Raw genomic sequence first — 15,254 nt, 5'->3', positions numbered from 1 at the left:
AAGATTAATTAAATGACTGAATCTTTTGCTCAACTCTTTGAAGAGTCGCTAAACCAAGTTGAAACTCGCCCAGGTGCAATCGTTAAAGGTACTGTAATCGCTATCGAAAACGGTTACGTACTAGTTGACGCTGGTCTAAAATCTGAGTCATCTATCCCTGCTGAAGAATTCAAGAACGCTGCTGGCGAACTAGAAATCGAAGTTGGCGCTCAGGTTGACGTTGCTCTTGACGCGATCGAAGATGGTTTTGGTGAAACTAAACTTTCTCGTGAGAAAGCTAAGCGTCACGAAGCTTGGATCCAGCTTGAAAAAGCTTATGAAGATGCTGAAACAGTTGTTGGTATCATCAACGGTAAAGTTAAGGGCGGCTTCACAGTTGAACTTAACGGCATCCGTGCGTTCCTACCAGGTTCACTAGTAGACGTACGTCCAGTTCGTGACACTGCTCACCTAGAAAACAAAGAACTTGAGTTCAAAGTAATCAAGCTTGACCAGAAGCGTAACAACGTTGTTGTTTCACGTCGCGCAGTTATCGAATCTGAGAACAGCGTAGAGCGTGATGAGCTACTTGCTTCTCTACAAGAAGGCATGGAAGTTAAAGGTATCGTTAAGAACCTTACTGACTACGGCGCATTCGTTGATCTTGGCGGTGTTGACGGTCTTCTACACATCACTGACATGGCTTGGAAGCGTGTTAAGCACCCTTCTGAAATCGTTAATGTTGGCGATGAAATCAACGTTAAAGTACTTAAGTTCGACCGTGAGCGTACTCGCGTATCACTAGGTCTTAAGCAACTTGGCGAAGATCCATGGGTTGCAATCGCTAAGCGTTACCCAGAAAGCACTAAGCTTACTGGCCGCGTAACTAACCTAACTGACTACGGCTGCTTCGTTGAAATCGAAGAAGGCGTTGAAGGTCTAGTACACGTTTCTGAAATGGATTGGACTAACAAAAACATCCACCCATCTAAAGTTGTTAACGTGGGCGACGAAGTTGAAGTTATGGTTCTTGATATCGACGAAGAGCGTCGTCGTATCTCTCTAGGTCTTAAGCAGTGTAAAGCGAACCCATGGCAGTCATTTGCAGAAATGCAAGCTAAGGGCGACAAAGTAACTGGTAAGATCAAGTCAATCACTGATTTCGGTATCTTCATCGGTCTTGAAGGCGGCATCGACGGTCTAGTTCACCTATCTGACATTTCTTGGAATGTTTCTGGTGAAGACGCAGTTCGTGACTTCAAGAAAGGCGACGAAATTTCTGCAGTAGTTCTTGCAGTTGACGCAGAGCGTGAGCGTATCTCTCTAGGCGTTAAGCAAATCGAAGAAGACCCATTCAACAGCTTCGTAGCTGACACTAAGAAAGGTGCTCTAGTAACTGGTAAAGTTATTGCTGTTGACGCTAAAGGCGCAACTGTTGAGCTAGCTGAAGGTGTTGAAGGTTACCTACGCGCTTCTGAAGCATCTGTAGACCGTGTTGAAGACGCAACTCTAATTCTTTCTGTTGGCGACTCTATTGAATCTAAGTTCACTGGCGTTGACCGTAAGAACCGCGTAATCAACCTTTCTGTACGTGCTAAAGACGTTGCTGAAGAGCAAGAAGCAATGGCTACACTAAACAAAGCAGACGATGCTGCGTTTGGTAACGCTATGGCTGACGCTTTCAAAGCTGCTAAAGGCGAATAATTGAGCATTGGAGGGAAATCGCTTTAGCTTTTTCCCTCTAAACGGCTATACTATTGAGAAACTTACTAAAACGGAGTGTTTATGACAAAGTCTGAATTAATTGAAAGACTATGCAGTCAACAAACACATCTTTCTGCCAAACAGGTAGAAGATGCAATCAAGGATATTCTTGAACATATGGCGAACACACTTGCAGAAGGTGATCGCATTGAGATCCGTGGCTTTGGTAGCTTCTCTTTGCATTACCGTGCTCCTCGCGTTGGTCGTAATCCAAAGACAGGTGATAAAGTTGAGTTGGACGGCAAGTACGTACCTCACTTCAAACCTGGAAAAGAATTACGTGACCGTGTTAATGCATCAATAGCTGCTTAACCGCGAATAGAACAAAAAAACGGCATACTCTCGGTATGCCGTTTTTTTATGTCTATAGATCATGGTTTGATCAGTAAAATTACTGCATAATCAGTAATTATAATTTAGATTTAGTGAGAGGATTCACGATGAAGATTTTAGGAATTATTGTTCTAGTAGCTGCCTTTTTAATCACTCTGGCTCTTGGTGCTCAAAATCAAATAATGGTTAGTTTTGATTATTTAATCGCTCAGGGTGAATTCCAACTTTCTACGCTATTAGGCACAGCATTTGGTGCTGGTTTTGTTATTGGTTGGGTAATTTGTGGTACTTTATATCTTAAAGCGCGCTTTGCTAAAAATCGTCTAATGAAGAAAGTAACCAAGCAACAACAAGAGCTTGATCAGCTTCGTGCTAAGCCTATTAAGGAATAAGAATTAATGCTTGAATTGTTGTTCCTACTTTTACCTATTGCAGCTGCCTATGGTTGGTATATGGGTAACAGGAGCGCAAGTAACCAAAAGCAAGAAAAGTCTGACCACTTATCTCGCCAATATGTAACAGGTCTTAATATGCTGTTATCAGATGAGTCTGATAAAGCAGTAGACCTGTTCATTGAGTTGCTTCAGGTTGACAGTGAAACTATTGATACTCATCTTGCTCTCGGTAATCTATTCCGCAGCAGAGGAGAGGTCGATCGCGCCATTCGTATTCACCAAAATTTGATAGCAAGGCCTAACTTATCTATTGAACAGCGTAATTTATCATTACAACAATTAGCTAAAGATTATATGGCTGCCGGTTTTTTTGATCGTGCTGAGCGTATTTTTGAGCAGTTGTTGGATGAGCCTGATTATCGAAAATCAGCATTACAGCAGTTATTAGCGATTTACCAGCAAACACGCGAGTGGGAAAAAGCCATTGAAATGGCTACTCAATTAGTAAAATTAGGTAAAACCAAGCTCAAGCATGATATCGCCCATTATTGGTGTGAACTCTCTATGCTGGAGTTGAGCGCGCAAAATCAAGATAAAGCGATTCAGCTATTAAAAAAAGCCCTCTCAGTTGATAAGCATTGTGTTCGAGCTTCGATTGCAATGGCTAAAATTTTAGTCAAACAACAAGAATATAAACAAGCAGCTAAAATTTTAGAACGGATCTCAGATCAAGATATTGAGTTTGTTGGTGAAGCTTTACCATTGCTACTTGAGTGTTATGAAGCGATGCATAATCAAAATGCATGGCTAAAATACTTACAACACTGTGTTGAGCAAAAAGCAGGGGCAAGTGCAGAGTTAATGCTTGCTGATGAAATTGCTAAAAATGAAGGGGCTGTGACAGCACAATCATTTATGACGCGCCAGCTGCAAAAGAATCCAACCATGAAAGGCTTTTATCAGTTGATGGAGTATCACCTTGATGAAGCAGAAGAAGGCCGTGCTAAAGAAAGTTTAACTAGCTTACGGCATTTAGTGGGTGAGCAGCTGAAAGTAAAACCGCGCTATCGTTGTCGTCAATGTGGTTTTGCTACCCATGCTTTATATTGGCAGTGTCCATCGTGCAAGAGCTGGGGACAAATAAAACCGATTCGAGGACTTGATGGTGAATAAATACCATCAGATACCTTTTTAGAACCAGTGCAGTAATGTACTGGTTTTTTTGTAGTTGTAGCTACCAAATTTAATCAATTAATGTAGAATCCTGCCGGCGGTTGGGATTACCGCACAATGGATGTATTTAGACATAATAGGAGCCTCAATGCTAGACGCTAAAGTAACAGACCCTAAAGTAATCGTTGCCCTTGATTATGATAATCATAATGAGGCACTCGCTTTTGTCGATCGTATTGAGCCGGGAAGTTGCCGTTTAAAAGTCGGCAAAGAGATGTTCACCTTTTTTGGCCCTGATTTTGTACGTCAGTTACATGATCGTGGTCATTCTGTATTTTTGGATTTAAAATTTCATGATATTCCAAACACGTGTTCAAAAGCGGTAAAGGCTGCTGCAGAGCTAGGTGTATGGATGGTTAATGTGCATGCCAGTGGTGGTGAGCGAATGATGACCGCATCGCGTGAAATCTTAGAACCTTATGGTAAAGATCGCCCACTATTAATTGGTGTAACAGTATTAACCAGTATGGAAGCTAATGATTTAGCCGGTATTGGTATTTCATGCCAGCCTCAGCAACAAGTACTGAATTTAGCAACATTGACTAAAAACAGTGGCCTTGATGGTGTGGTGTGCTCAGCGCAAGAAGCGAGTTTGCTAAAAGCGCAACTTGGTCAACAATTTAAGTTGGTAACACCAGGTATTCGTCCTGTTGGCAGTGAAGCTGGTGATCAGCGCCGTGTAATGACACCTGTTGAAGCGATGGCAGCTGGCTCTGATTATTTAGTTATTGGCCGTCCAATTACTCAAGCAAGTGATCCTGCTGCTGTATTGGCTGCAATTAATAAAACACTGGCTTAATTTTTAACGATTAAGCAAACGATAACGCCAGCATTTTTACGCTAATGGGTAATTATGCTGGCGTTTAGTTTTATTATTAGTAGCTTATTTTTGGTGTACTGTTAAGTATTTGACCACTTTTTTCTCGTGTGGGTGAGCTAAAGTGACTATCAAGCAGCTTTTGAGTCAATGAGTGTTTTGGATTTTCAAATACATTTGCTGTTCGGCCTTTTTCGACCACTTCACCGTCTTGCATCACCATCACTTTGTCGCTGAAATGTTTTATTACTCCCATGTGTTGTGACACATAGATATAAGATAATCCCATTTCTTCTTGCAGCTCTAATAATAGGTTTATCATCTGAGAGCGCATTGACATATCAAGTCCGTTTAACGCTTCATCTGCAACGATAATACATGGCTGAAGAATCAGTGCTCGAGCTAAAGATACACGTTGCTTTTGGCCTGTTGCCAGCATTTGTGGATAAAAATAAGCATGTTCAGGTAATAACCCTACGCGCTTAAGTGTATCCATGATGCGTTTTTCGCGGGCTTGTGGCGTCATGTTAGTATTACGCTTTAACGGACCTTCTAGAATACGACCAATTTGAATCCGTGGATTTAAAGCGGTATTAGGATCTTGGAAAATCATTCGTATTAGCTTACAGCGGGTTTGATAATCATGGTGATGTAGTTGTTCACCATTGACGCGCACAATACCTTCGGTTGGCGTGATCACGCCTGCTAACATTTTTGCTAATGTAGATTTTCCTGAACCGTTTTCCCCTAGCAGCGCTATTGTTTCACCAGCTTCAAGGTGAAAAGAGACGGGTTTTACTGCTTCAATCGTACGACGGCGAAATAACCCTGAGCGATAATGGTAATCTTTTTTTAGGTTTTCAACTTCAAGTAATGAACTCATTTGTTGTCATCCTTCATATTTAGCGGAAAATGACAGCTAAATTTATGACTTTTAATTTTTTGACGTTGAGGTACTTCAACACATTTTCGTTGTGCGTAGGGACAACGTGGTCCTAAACGACAGCCAATGGGTAAATGCTGCAGCGGGGGAATTGAGCCAGGCAGTGTTTCTAGTTTACATTTATGGCTGACATCCATTGAAAAATCAGGCATTGCCCGCATTAATGCCGCTGTGTAAGGGTGATGAGGAAGCTCTAGCAATTGCTTTGAGGTGCCTGATTCTACCGATTGCCCACAATACATCACGGTGATCCGATCAGCCCATTGAGTCACGGTGTTTAAATCGTGGCTAACCAATAAGATAGTAGTGTTGCCTAGTTGGTTCATGCGACTTAGTAGTCGAAAAATTTGTGCCTGAGTAATCGGATCAAGATCGTTGGTTGGTTCATCAGCAATCAATAATCGAGGCTGGTTAGCGATTGCCATCGCAATCATCACTTTTTGACATTCACCATCGGTTAATTCGTAAGGATAACTGCGCATAACGCGTTTATGCTCTTTAATACCGACTTTATGCAGTAAAGCAATGGCTTGTTTTTGACGCCAATGAAAACGCTGCCAAATATGACCATTAAATGATGATGATGGTATTGCCTCTTCTAATTGCTCACCAATGCGCTCAGAGGGATCAAGACAGGTTGATGGTTCTTGAAAAATCATCGCAATTTCACGGCTAACAATTTTACGCCGTTGACGTGGTGATAATGCTAATAAATCAACATCCCCTAAACGCATGCGGTCAGCGTTAACGCGCCAGTTATCTTTACACACGCCAGCAATAGCTTTAGCAACCAAACTCTTACCTGAGCCTGATTCACCTACTAGCCCTCGAATCTCACTTTCATTAATGGTGAGACTCATGCGATCAACCGCTTTTACCATACCTTGAGGGGTATCGATTTCTATGGTGAGGTTTCGTATATCAAGTAATGGCATGTTAATCAATTCCTGCGTTAAGTGCTTGGCGCATACCATCACCGACTAAGTTAACGACTAAGACACTAAACATAATCGCAAGCCCGGGCAGGGTGACTGTCCATGGTGCGAGATAAATAAGATCGATTGAATCACCGAGCATTGCTCCCCATTCTGGTAAAGGGGCTTGTGCACCTAAACCCAGAAAACCGAGTGCTGCAATATCCATAATTGCCACAGAGATAGCGCGTGTCATTTCAGTGGTAATTGTGGTTAGAATATTAGGCAGAATCGAGTTATAGAGCAGATAAAAGTTATTAGCGCCATCAAGACGCGCTGCAATAATATAGTCTTTAGCAACTTCTTCGTGAACGGCGGTATATATAGCACGAATAAAGCGTGGAATGAGTGCTAACCAAATAGCGAGTAAAATATGTGTTTCTCCAGGCCCCATATATGCAACAACAATGATTGCTAGTAGTAATGAAGGAATAGATAACACCGTGTCTAAAATATGGTTAAGAAGGCTCGATTTTAGACCACTGCTCATGCCGGCTAAAATACCAATTAATAGTCCAATTGCACTTGATGCTAGGGCAACTAATAGGGCGTAGCCAAAGGTTAACTGACTACCGATTAATAATCGCGATAAAATATCACGTCCAAGATCGTCAGTGCCAAAAAAGAATGAGACATGGCCAGAGTTATCCCATGATGGCGGCATGAGGAGTTCGCCAACTTGTTCTATTGCTGAATAAGGGGCTAACCAACGCGCATTTATAGTAATTAACAATAGTGCTAATAAGCTCCACAAACCAAACATGGCTAATGAATTTGCACGAAAATTTTGCCATGACCGTTCCCATTGGGTCGGAATCGTGGCTTCTTGGTAAACGCTATTTGATGGCATACCATTCCTTCCTTACCAGTGGATTCACAATTGCACCAACAACATCAGATAAAATATTGGCTAATAAAATAAAGCTGCCGACAGTAATGACACCGGCTTGAATGGCGACATAGTTTTGGGCTGCAATTGCGTTGAGTAGCCAGCGGCCAATACCCGGCCAGTTGAAAATAGATTCGGTTAGCATGGCAAATGTCATCATTGCTGCAAACTGCATTCCAAGCTTAGGAATGATAGGTGGAATCGCATTTTTCATACCGTGACGGCGGACAATTTCAAAGGTTGAAAGGCCTTTTGTCTGTGCGACTTTAATATAGTTTTTGGTCATAACCTCAGCAATTGATGCGCGTGTTAAACGAATTACCTCTGTGGTAGGCGCCATCGCTAATACGATCGTTGGTAGCACAAGATGCTTAACGGCATCAAAGAAAGCTTCCATACGATAAGGTTTATCTGACAATAAAATATCGATCAGGGCAAAACCTGTTACGTGGTTAAATTGGTATAATAAGCTGTAGCGTCCAGAAACGGGTAGCCAACCTAAGTTAAGTGAAAACAATAAGATAAGTAACATTGCTAGCCAAAACAACGGAATAGAGTAGCCCAATAATGTAATCGAACTTATTACCGTATCAATAGAGCGTCCACGGCGAACACCAGCAATTGTTCCTAACGGAATACCAACGACTAAAGATAGGATAAACGCGAAAAAGCACAGTTCTAATGTTGCTGGAAAAACTTTGAGTATTTCGGTACTCATCGGTATTCCGGTTGCACTAATCCCTAAGTTCCCTGTAAGCAAGTTTTGGAGGTAAATAAGCCAACCTTGCCAAAAGGGTTCGTAAGCCCACTGCAATTGGGTATCAAGCCTTAAAATGCTGAAACTCACAATCGTTAGAATGAGTAATGTAATAACAAACAGATTTAAGCGACGTATAGTGTAGATAAACATACTTTACTCAGTCCGATAGACACTAGAAAATGAACGTGAGCCAAAAGGACTCATTTGTAGTCCACCGAGTGTTTTGTTGTGTGCTTGAAAATATACACCATGAGCAAGAGGAATGATTGGCACCTGCTGATCAAGAATATCCTGCGCATGTTGGTAATAATTAACCCGTTGCTGAGTTTTATTGGTACGTAATGCTAGTTCAAGTAGATTATCAAATTGAACATCACACCAATTAGCAACATTGAGCCCGGCATGTTTGGCATTGCATGATAATAATGGCCGTAAAAAGTTATCAGGATCACCGTTATCTGCAATCCAACCCGCTAACATCATATCGTATTTATTCATGTCATTTACCCCTAGACGACCAATGTTATCTTGATGATAAATAATAACATTAACGCCTATAGCCTTGAGGTTAGCTTGAATCAACTCAGCTGTTTTTTGTGGGCTCGGATTATAAGGTCGAGATTCTAACGGCACCCACATGGTCAATACTTGATCGGGGTTATAACCTGCTTGCTTAAGTAATGCTTTGGCTTTTTTAGGGTTATAATTAATGGCCTTACTGTCATTATTATAAGCCCATGATGTCGGCGGTAATAAGCTTTTAGCTTTGGTTGCCGTGCCGTAATAAACTGAATTTAATAATGTATTTCTGTTAATGGCGTAACTAATAGCTTGGCGTACTTTAAGATTGTTTAAAGGTGCTAAGCTGGTATTTAACGCTAAAAAAGACACATTCATGCCACTTTGTGCTAATAATTCATAGTTATTATTGTCAGTGATAACTGGTAACTGACTTGCAACAGGCGAGGCTAGTACATCACACTCTGCGCTTAATAATTTGGTCAGATTCCCCATACCACGCGAAGATATGTCAAACACCACTTGTTCCATCGGCGCAGCACCTTGCCAATAGTCATGATGATGTTTTAATCGAATCAGATCATTTGGAATAAACTGATCAACATAAAACGGTCCAGTACCAATAGGACGGTTATCTAATTGACCAATTTGACCTGATTTTAACAGTTGTTTGCCATATTCAGCAGAATATACCACCGCATAGCTGGTTGCTAAATTGGATAAGAAAGAGTTATCTGGTCGGCGTAGGCTAAATTGCACGGTATGTGGATTCAGTGCTTTAATACTTTCGATATCATTGGCAAAGCCGAGGCTTTCAAACCACGGATAACGGCCACCTGAAATATGGTGAAAAGGATTATCAGGGTTAATGACGCGCTCAAAGCTAAACACAACATCATCAGCATTCATGGTGCGTGTTGGCGTAAACCATGCTGTTGTTTGAAATTTTACCCCTTGACGTAAGGTAAAGGTATACACCAAGCCATCATCACTTACGGTCCAGCTTTTCGCGAGATCAGGTAATGGTTTATGGCTAACAGGATCGAGTAATAGCAGGCGGTCAAAAATTTGTGCCGAAAGGGTTTCTGCTGTTAATCCACCGTCTGTTAATTGGGGGTTAAGTGTTGTCGGTGTATCTTGGCCGCAATAGACAAAACCGCGACGTTGAGTCACAGAATCTTTTGCAGGTTGTTTACAACCACTAAGGGTTAATAAAACCAAACTAGCGATAAAAAAACGATAGTAAGCGCTCATATTTAATAGGCGTTATTTGAAATTAAGTTTTTAAATTTATCATTTTCCATCTCGGTCACCAAGTTATCCTGCCTGTTTTAAATTAAATTAGTCAAAAAGCATCAATTATATTGATTTTTTGCCTTATTTTGGTCGATTAATCACCATTAATATTGATGTTATATTTACGAATTAGGCCTCTTAGTTGATGATAGCTAAGGCGTAATAATTCAGCAGCTTTAGTTTGATTAAACTTTGCTAATGTGAGTGCTTGTTGAATCCAAATGATTTCTTGCTGTTGTAGCTGTTGACGGAGATCGATTGGAAATGTCAGTGTATCAGTCTTCTGATTTTGTGATGATTTAGCCGGAGTCGATTGAGAGGCAAGCTGAAGAGGAACGTTATTCCATGAGGTTGTGAAGGGATCTATCACAATGGTATCAATAACCTCATCTTGTTGAGCATGGCGAAAGACTGAGCGCTCAACAACATTCTTTAATTCACGAATATTACCAGGCCATGAGTAACCTAATAATTGTTGCTGAGCTTGGTAACTAAAACCGGCAAAATAGCTAAAATTCATTTCACGACACATGCGTACAGCATAGTGTTCAGCCAGTGGTAGAATATCATCAACCCGTGCTCTTAATGGGGGTAAGTGGATCACTTCAAAGGCCAGTCGGTCTAATAAGTCGGCTCTAAATTTCCCTTCTGCAGCGAGCTGTGGCAAGTTTTGATTGGTGGCACAGATTAATCGTACATTGGCTTGACAGCTTTTATTACCGCCAACACGCTCATATTCACCATACTCAATCACACGTAATAACTTCTCTTGCACTCCCATTGGTGCTGTTGCCAACTCATCTAAAAAGAGTGTGCCATTTTCCGCACGTTCAAACCGTCCTTGATGGCGGCCTTTAGCACCAGTAAAAGATCCAGCCTCATGGCCAAACAGTTCTGAATCAATAACACCATCAGCTAATGCGGCGCAATTTAAACTAATGAGTGGTTGATCCCAGCGGGTAGATAAATAGTGGATTCGTTGTGCAATCAGTTCTTTACCTGTACCGCGTTCACCTAAAATAAGCACCGGACGATTAAGGGTGGCAAGTCGTGAGGCATGATCAAGCACAGCTAAAAAAGCATCTGACTCGCCGATTAAATTTTCGGTCTTTTTCATTGGTCAATTCCACTAAAAGTTAGTTATATTCACTATATCATTATTTGTTAATATCGACTGTTATTTATTTAGTTCTTATAAAACAATAACTTAAAAGTTGGCACGCAAGTTGATATGTATATAAAACAATGACACCTCACATGACAACATAACGTTAGTCTAATGATATAAACCGTTCATTGACATGATTCAAGACGGTTGACCAAGGAGCTTTATTATGGGTATTTTTTCTCGTTTTGCAGATATCGTAAATGCTAACGTCAATTCATTATTAGACAAGGCAGAAGATCCACAAAAACTGATCCGTCTGATTATTCAAGAAATGGAAGATACATTGGTTGAAGTGCGTACATCATCGGCACGAGCACTCGCGGATAAAAAAGAATTACGTCGTCGTATTACCGCGATTGAAACACAGTCGACAGATTGGCAACAAAAAGCCAGTTTAGCGATTCAAAAAGGCCGCGAAGATCTGGCACGTGCAGCATTGATTGAAAAACAAAAATTGACTGATGTGGCGTTAACGTTAAATGAAGAATATAAATTAGTTGATGAAACAATTGAGAAATTATCGTTAGAAGTGGCTGAACTTGAGCGTAAACTGCAAGAGACACGTGCTCGCCAACAAGCATTAGTTGCACGCCATAAGGCAGCAGGAACACGTCGCGATGTTCGCCGTCAACTTGATACCAGTAAAGTTGATGAAGCAATGTCGAAGTTTGAACAATATGAGCGCCGCATTGATGAAATGGAAGCCGAAGCGGATAGCTATAGTTTTGGCCGCGGAAAAAGCTTAGAGTCAGAGTTTGCAGACCTGCAAGCGCAAGATGATATTGAAAAAGAGCTTGAGCGTTTAAAAGCAAACATGAACGATAAACAACAGTAATCGCGGGATAATTGTCCTTTAAATTACATAACAATAATAATAGTGCTATTACCCCTGCGTGAAAGGAGAACAACATATGTCGATGGGTTTTATTAGTGTTCCATTAGTGGTGTTTATGGTTGTTGTCGCACCATTGTGGTTAATTCTTCATTACCGCAGTAAGCGTAAATCAGGTGAGGGATTGTCTGGTGAAGATCATAAAAAGTTAGAAACCTTAGTGGCACGCGCAGAGGTGATGCAAGAGCGGATTGTTACTCTAGAGCGAATTTTAGATGCTGAAGCGCCACAATGGAGACAGAAATAATGCGTAAAACACTATATCGCGATCCTAAAAACGGTAAGTTAGGGGGTGTTTGTGCAGGTTTAGCTGAATATTTTGGTGTTGAAACCTGGTTAATGCGTATTTTAGCCGTAACTGCTTTTTTATTAGGCGTCGGTTTTTTTGCGACGGTTGCTTATATTGCTGCTTGGTTAATTTTAGATAAAATGCCGCCACAGCGAAAAGAACAACAACATCAATATACTGAACATAATGTAAAGCAAAAACCATGGCAAACGGGGCAATCAGCGAAACAGATTTTGGATAATGTTGAAACAGAACTCGCACGTAGTGAAGTCAGTATTCAAAAAATGGAAGCTTATGTCACCTCATCTGCCTTTAAAGTTGATCGTGAATTTAATAAACTTTAGAGCACAAATCGACAGTGCTTGATGTTATTTATCTAGAAAAAGTCTATAAATAATATCAATATTAAGCAGGTACTGATGTATTCAGGCCTGCTTTTTTATGGTCAGTTATAAGACCGTATAGATGAATAGGGAAGCGTAATGAATCGAATGAGTAATGAAGTGAGTAAATGGGTTAATCGCAGCCTTGATCGCCATGTGCGACTTGCGGTAACAGGTTTATCTCGCGCAGGAAAAACGGCCTTTATTACGTCACTGATCAATCAATTGTTGCATGTAAGTACCAATCCTCGCTTACCGATGTTTTCAGCGGTACGGGAAGGCTATTTATTAGGATCTAAAAGAGTACCACAGTTGGATATGCATGTGCCTAAGTTTGGTTATGATGACGGTATGAATGCATTGTTATCATCGCCACCAACATGGCCTCAGCCAACCAGTGATGTGAGTCAAACTCGACTTGCATTGCGTTTTAAACCACAAAAAGGACCACTTAAATTATTTCAAGACACCGCGACGTTGTATCTTGATATCATTGATTATCCCGGTGAGTGGCTATTAGATTTACCTTTGCTTGATCTTGATTTTATTAGCTGGTCAAAGCAACAGGCACAAGTATTGAAGGGTCAACGGTTAGCATTAGCGCAATCATGGTTAGCAATGGGGGAGCAATTTGATCCTTTTGCTCCTGCTGATGAAACCTTAATTGAAACTATTGCCGCTGCGTTTACGGATTATTTACACCAATGTAAAGCTGAAGGTGGTTTACATTGGGTGCAACCGGGGCGATTTGTGTTGCCAGGAGAATTAGCAGGAGCACCTGTATTACAATTCTTCCCGATGGTATGGACCAATAAATATACCGAACAACAATTAGCTACAGCGACTGATGACAGTAACTTTGGCATGCTTAAACAACGCTATAAGTACTACCAGCAGCATGTTGTAAAGGCGTTTTATAATGTTCATTTCTCTAAATTTGATCGTCAAATTGTATTAGTCGATTGTCTACAACCATTAAATGCCGGCTATGAATCATTTAATGATATGCGTCAAGCGTTAGATCAATTGATGCAAAGTTTTAAATATGGCCGCAGTTCCATGCTGCGGCGCCTGTTTTCGCCACGCATTGATAAGGTGCTGTTTGCAGCAACAAAAGCGGACCATATTACCCCTGAGCAGCATTCAAACTTAGTCGGGTTATTACAACAATTAGTTAATGAAGCATGGCAAACAGCATCGTTTGAAGGTATTGCTATGGATTGTGTCAGTTTGGCTTCTATTCAGGCGAGTGAGCCTGGGTTTGTCAATCATCAAGGTCAACAGGTTCCAGCCTTACGCGGTACTGATATAGCGGGTAATGCGCAAACCTTTTTTCCAGGAGAGGTACCTAAGCGGTTACCAAATCAAGAGTTCTGGAATGAAAATGGATTTGATTTTATTAATTTACGGCCTTTACCACAGCAGAGTGATGAGCCTTTACCGCATATTCGAATGGATAAAGCGTTGGAATATCTATTGGGAGATAAATTGCAATGACAGAGCCATTAAAAGCAAAAATAGTGTTTGATGAGTTAGATCAACCATTAAGTCAGCAACAACCAGATCTGACTGCAAAAATGAATTTCGAACAGCAGAGTGCGTTTTTACCTGATACTGTTGAAGTAGAAGAAGTTGAGACAGAGCAAGCACTCGATCATATTTTGGCAGCTAAGCCTAAACGTCGTTATCGTTGGTTTAAAGGGGTGTTAGTGGCAGGTGCTGCTATGGTTGGTTGGCAGACGGTTGATCATGTAACAACGGCTTATCAAACGGGTAATTGGTTATCATTAGGCTGGAGTGCGATTGTTGCTGGTATTGCGGTGGCGGGTATTGGTGCGCTTGGGCGTGAGTTGATTAATTTACGTCGCTTAAAACAGCGTCAAAATGAACGCGACCAAGCACAGCAATTATTAGCCGCCGATGGGATTGGATCGGGTAAAGCATTTTGTGTGAAATTAGCAAAACTAAGCCAAATTCCAACCGATAATCATGGCTATGATCGCTGGTTACACGCGTTAGCTGCAACTCATAATGATCGAGAAGTATTAGCACTTTATGATCAAATGGTGGTAAGTCAGCAAGATAAGTTAGCACGAAAGTTAGTCGCAAGATACTCCAGTGAAGCGGCATTAATGGTTGCTTTGAGTCCATTAGCGGCTGCCGACATGTTGCTGGTGGCATGGCGAAATTTTCGTTTAATTGAGCAAATTTCAGCAGTGTATGGCATCGAGCTTAGTTATTGGTCGCGGATTAAATTAGTAAAATTAGTTCTTGCGAATATGGCATTTGCAGGTGCGTCTGAAGTGGTTGCTGATTTAGGTATGGATATGCTTTCAATGGATCTTGCCGGAAGAATGTCTACCCGTGTGGCACAAGGTGTTGGCGTTGGGTTACTGACCGGACGTTTAGGCCTTAAAGCGATTAACCTCATGCGTCCATTGCCGTGGATGGAAGGTGAACAGCCAAAATTAAGTGAAATTCGTCGTGATTTATTAAGCCAATTAGGCAATAAAAATAAAAGCCAATAGCGGCATAGATGTGACAAAAAGTAGCAAAAAAGAGAATCTATGGTTCTCTTTTTTTTATTTAACAGCGTGATTTTTGTATTTAATCTGTGCAG

General features: G+C 41.1%; 16 protein-coding genes. 10 read left to right on the top strand and 6 right to left on the bottom strand.

Features of this window, described 5'->3' with window-relative positions:
• Window positions 1–12 precede the first annotated feature (12 nt).
• The 5 genes from rpsA to pyrF all read left to right on the top strand — a co-directional run bounded on the left by rpsA (window position 13) and on the right by pyrF (window position 4,503).
• Window positions 13–1,683, top strand: coding sequence for a 30S ribosomal protein S1 (gene rpsA, locus PMAL9190_RS03205; RefSeq protein ID WP_060996598.1), 1,671 nt, complete (start codon window positions 13–15; stop codon window positions 1,681–1,683).
• Window positions 1,684–1,764: 81 nt separating this feature from the next.
• Entirely contained in the window at window positions 1,765–2,055 is a 291-nt protein-coding gene (gene ihfB / locus PMAL9190_RS03200) for an integration host factor subunit beta (protein WP_036795301.1), read from the top strand.
• 128 nt (window positions 2,056–2,183) lie between these two features.
• Window positions 2,184–2,468 (top strand): LapA family protein, encoded by a 285-nt coding sequence (locus PMAL9190_RS03195; protein ID WP_036795300.1) that lies wholly within the window; start codon window positions 2,184–2,186, stop codon window positions 2,466–2,468.
• Window positions 2,469–2,474: 6 nt separating this feature from the next.
• Window positions 2,475–3,644: a lipopolysaccharide assembly protein LapB gene (gene lapB, locus PMAL9190_RS03190; RefSeq protein ID WP_087843883.1), complete on the top strand. Its 1,170-nt coding sequence runs from the start codon at window positions 2,475–2,477 to the stop codon at window positions 3,642–3,644.
• Between the two features lie 148 nt (window positions 3,645–3,792).
• Entirely contained in the window at window positions 3,793–4,503 is a 711-nt protein-coding gene (gene pyrF, locus PMAL9190_RS03185) for an orotidine-5'-phosphate decarboxylase (protein WP_087843882.1), read from the top strand.
• A 76-nt stretch (window positions 4,504–4,579) separates the two neighbouring features.
• Here the strand turns inward: pyrF and PMAL9190_RS03180 are convergent, their stop codons facing one another.
• From PMAL9190_RS03180 to pspF, 6 genes are all read right to left on the bottom strand, one after another.
• Entirely contained in the window at window positions 4,580–5,404 is an 825-nt protein-coding gene (locus PMAL9190_RS03180) for a peptide ABC transporter ATP-binding protein (protein WP_087843881.1), read from the bottom strand.
• On the bottom strand, window positions 5,401–6,399 hold the full coding sequence (locus PMAL9190_RS03175; protein WP_087843880.1) for a peptide ABC transporter ATP-binding protein: 999 nt from the start codon (window positions 6,397–6,399) through the stop codon (window positions 5,401–5,403). The genes PMAL9190_RS03180 and PMAL9190_RS03175 overlap by 4 nt, the downstream gene beginning before the upstream one ends.
• 1 nt (window position 6,400) lies before the next feature.
• Window positions 6,401–7,288, bottom strand: a complete 888-nt coding sequence (sapC, locus tag PMAL9190_RS03170; protein WP_087843879.1) for a putrescine export ABC transporter permease SapC — start codon at window positions 7,286–7,288, stop codon at window positions 6,401–6,403.
• Window positions 7,275–8,237, bottom strand: a complete 963-nt coding sequence (locus PMAL9190_RS03165; RefSeq protein WP_087843878.1) for an ABC transporter permease — start codon at window positions 8,235–8,237, stop codon at window positions 7,275–7,277. The genes sapC and PMAL9190_RS03165 overlap by 14 nt, the downstream gene beginning before the upstream one ends.
• Window positions 8,238–8,240: 3 nt before the next feature.
• Window positions 8,241–9,860, bottom strand: coding sequence for an ABC transporter substrate-binding protein SapA (sapA, locus tag PMAL9190_RS03160; protein WP_087843877.1), 1,620 nt, complete (start codon window positions 9,858–9,860; stop codon window positions 8,241–8,243).
• A 136-nt stretch (window positions 9,861–9,996) separates the two neighbouring features.
• The gene (gene pspF, locus PMAL9190_RS03155; RefSeq protein ID WP_087843876.1) at window positions 9,997–11,019 is read right to left on the bottom strand and encodes a phage shock protein operon transcriptional activator; all 1,023 of its coding nucleotides are present in this window, start codon (window positions 11,017–11,019) and stop codon (window positions 9,997–9,999) included.
• Between the two features lie 217 nt (window positions 11,020–11,236).
• On the opposite strand from pspF, the gene pspA reads away from it, so the two are divergent.
• From pspA to PMAL9190_RS03130, 5 genes are all read left to right on the top strand, one after another.
• The gene (gene pspA / locus PMAL9190_RS03150) at window positions 11,237–11,905 is read left to right on the top strand and encodes a phage shock protein PspA (protein WP_087843875.1); all 669 of its coding nucleotides are present in this window, start codon (window positions 11,237–11,239) and stop codon (window positions 11,903–11,905) included.
• A gap of 76 nt (window positions 11,906–11,981) precedes the next feature.
• A complete protein-coding gene (gene pspB / locus PMAL9190_RS03145) occupies window positions 11,982–12,209 on the top strand; it encodes an envelope stress response membrane protein PspB (RefSeq protein WP_036795289.1) in 228 nt (75 codons plus the stop codon).
• Window positions 12,209–12,595: an envelope stress response membrane protein PspC gene (gene pspC, locus PMAL9190_RS03140; protein WP_065166249.1), complete on the top strand. Its 387-nt coding sequence runs from the start codon at window positions 12,209–12,211 to the stop codon at window positions 12,593–12,595. The genes pspB and pspC overlap by 1 nt, the downstream gene beginning before the upstream one ends.
• A 138-nt stretch (window positions 12,596–12,733) precedes the next feature.
• On the top strand, window positions 12,734–14,131 hold the full coding sequence (locus tag PMAL9190_RS03135; protein ID WP_087843874.1) for a YcjX family GTP-binding protein: 1,398 nt from the start codon (window positions 12,734–12,736) through the stop codon (window positions 14,129–14,131).
• Window positions 14,128–15,162, top strand: coding sequence for a YcjF family protein (locus PMAL9190_RS03130; RefSeq protein ID WP_087843873.1), 1,035 nt, complete (start codon window positions 14,128–14,130; stop codon window positions 15,160–15,162). Before PMAL9190_RS03135 ends, PMAL9190_RS03130 begins: the two co-directional genes overlap by 4 nt.
• Window positions 15,163–15,254: the final 92 nt, after the last annotated feature.

This window comes from Photobacterium malacitanum (assembly GCF_900185615.1).
GTDB lineage: Bacteria > Pseudomonadota > Gammaproteobacteria > Enterobacterales > Vibrionaceae > Photobacterium > Photobacterium malacitanum.
This window is presented reverse-complemented; position numbering and strand designations above follow the sequence as displayed.

What these genes read in the sequence shown, in the direction of transcription:
- pspA (WP_087843875.1), top strand. Translation starts at nt 11,237, where the DNA reads ATGGGTATTTTTTCTCGTTTTGCAGATATCGTAAATGCTAACGTCAAT.
- PMAL9190_RS03135 (WP_087843874.1), top strand. Translation starts at nt 12,734, where the DNA reads ATGAATCGAATGAGTAATGAAGTGAGTAAATGGGTTAATCGCAGCCTT.
- sapA (WP_087843877.1), bottom strand. Translation starts at nt 9,860, where the DNA reads ATGAGCGCTTACTATCGTTTTTTTATCGCTAGTTTGGTTTTATTAACC.
- pspC (WP_065166249.1), top strand. Translation starts at nt 12,209, where the DNA reads ATGCGTAAAACACTATATCGCGATCCTAAAAACGGTAAGTTAGGGGGT.
- rpsA (WP_060996598.1), top strand. Translation starts at nt 13, where the DNA reads ATGACTGAATCTTTTGCTCAACTCTTTGAAGAGTCGCTAAACCAAGTT.
- PMAL9190_RS03180 (WP_087843881.1), bottom strand. Translation starts at nt 5,404, where the DNA reads ATGAGTTCATTACTTGAAGTTGAAAACCTAAAAAAAGATTACCATTAT.
- PMAL9190_RS03175 (WP_087843880.1), bottom strand. Translation starts at nt 6,399, where the DNA reads ATGCCATTACTTGATATACGAAACCTCACCATAGAAATCGATACCCCT.
- PMAL9190_RS03130 (WP_087843873.1), top strand. Translation starts at nt 14,128, where the DNA reads ATGACAGAGCCATTAAAAGCAAAAATAGTGTTTGATGAGTTAGATCAA.
- PMAL9190_RS03195 (WP_036795300.1), top strand. Translation starts at nt 2,184, where the DNA reads ATGAAGATTTTAGGAATTATTGTTCTAGTAGCTGCCTTTTTAATCACT.
- pspB (WP_036795289.1), top strand. Translation starts at nt 11,982, where the DNA reads ATGTCGATGGGTTTTATTAGTGTTCCATTAGTGGTGTTTATGGTTGTT.
- pyrF (WP_087843882.1), top strand. Translation starts at nt 3,793, where the DNA reads ATGCTAGACGCTAAAGTAACAGACCCTAAAGTAATCGTTGCCCTTGAT.
- sapC (WP_087843879.1), bottom strand. Translation starts at nt 7,288, where the DNA reads ATGCCATCAAATAGCGTTTACCAAGAAGCCACGATTCCGACCCAATGG.
- ihfB (WP_036795301.1), top strand. Translation starts at nt 1,765, where the DNA reads ATGACAAAGTCTGAATTAATTGAAAGACTATGCAGTCAACAAACACAT.
- pspF (WP_087843876.1), bottom strand. Translation starts at nt 11,019, where the DNA reads ATGAAAAAGACCGAAAATTTAATCGGCGAGTCAGATGCTTTTTTAGCT.
- lapB (WP_087843883.1), top strand. Translation starts at nt 2,475, where the DNA reads ATGCTTGAATTGTTGTTCCTACTTTTACCTATTGCAGCTGCCTATGGT.
- PMAL9190_RS03165 (WP_087843878.1), bottom strand. Translation starts at nt 8,237, where the DNA reads ATGTTTATCTACACTATACGTCGCTTAAATCTGTTTGTTATTACATTA.